Raw genomic sequence first — 2747 nt, 5'->3', positions numbered from 1 at the left:
CAGTCTCGGTTTCCAGCTGAAGATGCTGCACCATGGAAGTGGTAAAACCATCATCTAGGTTGGATCCCGTCGTGCCGAGGTTGCGCTATCTGATCCCATAATCTCCTGTGACCGCCCCCGAATAAGGAGTTGTCAGCAGGTAATAGGTCCCGGGTGTTAACAGAACCTCCATACGGAAATTAAAGCCCGAGCCACCATCATCATCACTGACGACCAGTTGCTGTGCAGCATTGAGCAGGCGTCCGGAAACATCCAGATCACCAAAAGATTCAATCACTATTTCCGATTCCTGTTCGACGGTGAATTGGTGGAAATCCGCATCGGCCTCCGGTGCAATGCTGAAACTGCGTCCTGCTCCAAAGGTCAGCGGAATCGCACCTTCTGCCGTTCCATTGGCATCCTGTGCAGACATGGATTCATCAGGTGTTTGCACTATCGCATTCGATGAGGAGATCGTCGCTTCGATAAAATCTGCTGCGGTCCGGTCCAGCCCAAGCACAAGGCATTCCCCCGAAGCTGCATCAGAGGCCACCACAATTCCATCGATGGACCACTGCCCATCGTAGAACGACAACACGGGACCTCCCAATGCACCTTGCGCCGCTTTCAGATCTCCAGTCTGGTAGAGGCGCCCCTCCACTCTGCCGAAACGCGCATAGACGGCTTCACCGGATTGGGTGGCGTGCAGTTGCGAGATTCGCGCATCGCGCGACTCATATCGATCCGCTGCATATCCCACCACCATGCGGTAGGCGTTACCGGAGATCGTTTCCACATTGGTTGCAACCGATATCCCTTCCACAGGATTCCTCAACTCCAGAAGCAAGAGTGATCGACGCAGCACAGACGGAGTCGATACACCCGAACGTCGCGCCGAATTGATAAAATTGTCAAAGACATGCACCCGCGCCACTTCGTACCGCCGAGCCGCACGATCTCCCTCAGCTTTCCAATTCCATGAAAATGAAGATCCATTCGCTGCTTCATCAAGCTGCTCAATGAAGGCGGCCGCACTGGTCAGCACCAGCCGATCCGCAATCAAGGTTCCGGAAGCCTGTTCTCCCGATGCCGCCGTGATTTGACCAACTGAAGCAAAGGGATGCAGCTTGGTTGCGTGATCCGAAATCGGAGCCAGTCCAGATGCATGCAGCAGCGAAGCCGCCAAGGCAACAACCCCCGGCACGGACATGCGGATCATGCGAAAAATGCGACGTTGAAAATCCATCAGAATGGTTCCAGAAAAGGACAAGCGGACTCTTACTCTAGTATCAAGCGTTAGATCGTTGGAAGTACAATAACGTTCAAATACGCGTATTTTCGAGAATTTTTCTGGATTTGTGGCCCAAACCAGCCATGAAATGTCCGCCGTTGCAGGCAAATCGATCCCAACTGCGATTTTTGTGTTTAGGAGTTGGCAATCGGAGAACAATGATTTAGACGAAACAACTGGATTAAATTTTCTAATCTTAATTCCATAGAGAATCATGACAACTATCGTTGATATCAGAGCTAGAGAGATAATTGACTCGCGGGGAAACCCAACCGTTGAGGTTGACGTCGAATTGGAAGGTGGAGTCGTCGGACGCGCCGCCGTTCCGTCGGGAGCGAGCACGGGAGTGAATGAAGCCCTCGAGCTTCGGGACGGCGATAAGAGCCGCTTCGGAGGCAAGGGTGTGCTCCAGGCCGTCAAGAACGTGAACGAGATCATCTGCCCCGAACTGGTGGGCATGGACGCAACAGACCAGGTCGCTATTGACCGTTGCATGCTCGCGCTTGATGGCACTCCCAACAAGGCAAAACTGGGCGCAAACGCCATCCTGGGAGTATCCATGGCAGTGGCCCATGCGGCAGCGGATATGCTGGAGCAGCCACTGTTCCAGTATCTGGGTGGACCCAACGCCAAGGTTCTGCCCGTGCCAATGATGAACATCCTCAATGGTGGAGCCCACTCGGATGCACCGATCGACATTCAGGAATTCATGATCATGCCCAAGGGCGTGGCCACGTTTAAGGATGCGATTCGCTGTGGTGCCGAAATCTTCCAGACTCTCAAGAAGGTACTGCACGACAAGGGTCTCTCCACCGCAGTTGGAGATGAAGGCGGATTTGCTCCGGTCCTGGACTCAAACGAGCACGCCCTGCAGGTGATTCAGGAAGCGGTTGAAAAGTCGGGATACAAGTTTGGTGAAGAAGTTTTCATCGCATTGGACGTTGCTTCCTCCGAATTCTACAAGGATGGCAAGTATGTGTTCAGCAAGAGCGATGGTTCCGTCAAAACCAGCGCTGAAATGGTGGATTTTCTGGCCGACCTCTGCGACCGCTACCCGATCATTTCCATCGAGGACGGTTGCGCCGAGGAAGACTGGGATGGCTGGAAACTGCTCACCGAACGCCTCGGCGACAAGGTGCAGCTCGTCGGCGACGATTTGTTTGTTACCAACACCAACTTCCTGAAAAAGGGAATCGACCTGGGTGTAGCAAATTCAATCCTGGTCAAAGTCAACCAGATCGGTTCACTGACCGAAACCCTGGACGCAGTCGAACTCGCCAAGGAAAACGGCTACACCAGCGTGCTTTCGCACCGCTCCGGTGAGACTGAAGACACCACGATCGCGGACATCGCTGTGGCAACAAACTGTGGTCAGATCAAGACCGGTTCCATGAGCCGCTCGGACCGTCTTGCCAAATACAACCAGTTGCTTCGCATCGAAGAACTGCTCGGTGAAGACGGGCTCAAAGCGCTTTTT

2 protein-coding genes are annotated in these 2747 nt (G+C 53.6%); one reads left to right on the top strand and one right to left on the bottom strand.

All coding sequences use genetic code 11. The features are described from left to right. Positions 1 to 85: 85 nt before the first annotated feature. The gene (locus tag ABQ298_08055) at positions 86 to 1225 is read right to left on the bottom strand and encodes a hypothetical protein (protein ID MEQ9824322.1); all 1140 of its coding nucleotides are present in this window, start codon (positions 1223 to 1225) and stop codon (positions 86 to 88) included. 259 nt (positions 1226 to 1484) lie between these two features. On the opposite strand from ABQ298_08055, the gene eno reads away from it, so the two are divergent. After that, a partial coding sequence (gene eno, locus ABQ298_08050) for a phosphopyruvate hydratase (protein MEQ9824321.1) occupies positions 1485 to 2747 on the top strand: 1263 nt, incomplete at its 3' end.

Source organism: Puniceicoccaceae bacterium, assembly GCA_040224245.1.
In the GTDB taxonomy this organism is placed as follows: Bacteria; Verrucomicrobiota; Verrucomicrobiia; order Opitutales; family JAFGAQ01; genus JAKSBQ01.
This window is presented reverse-complemented; position numbering and strand designations above follow the sequence as displayed.

Bases quoted from the DNA above. Each gene is read 5' to 3' on its own strand.
- ABQ298_08055 (MEQ9824322.1), bottom strand. From the start codon at position 1,225: ATGGATTTTCAACGTCGCATTTTTCGCATGATCCGCATGTCCGTGCCG.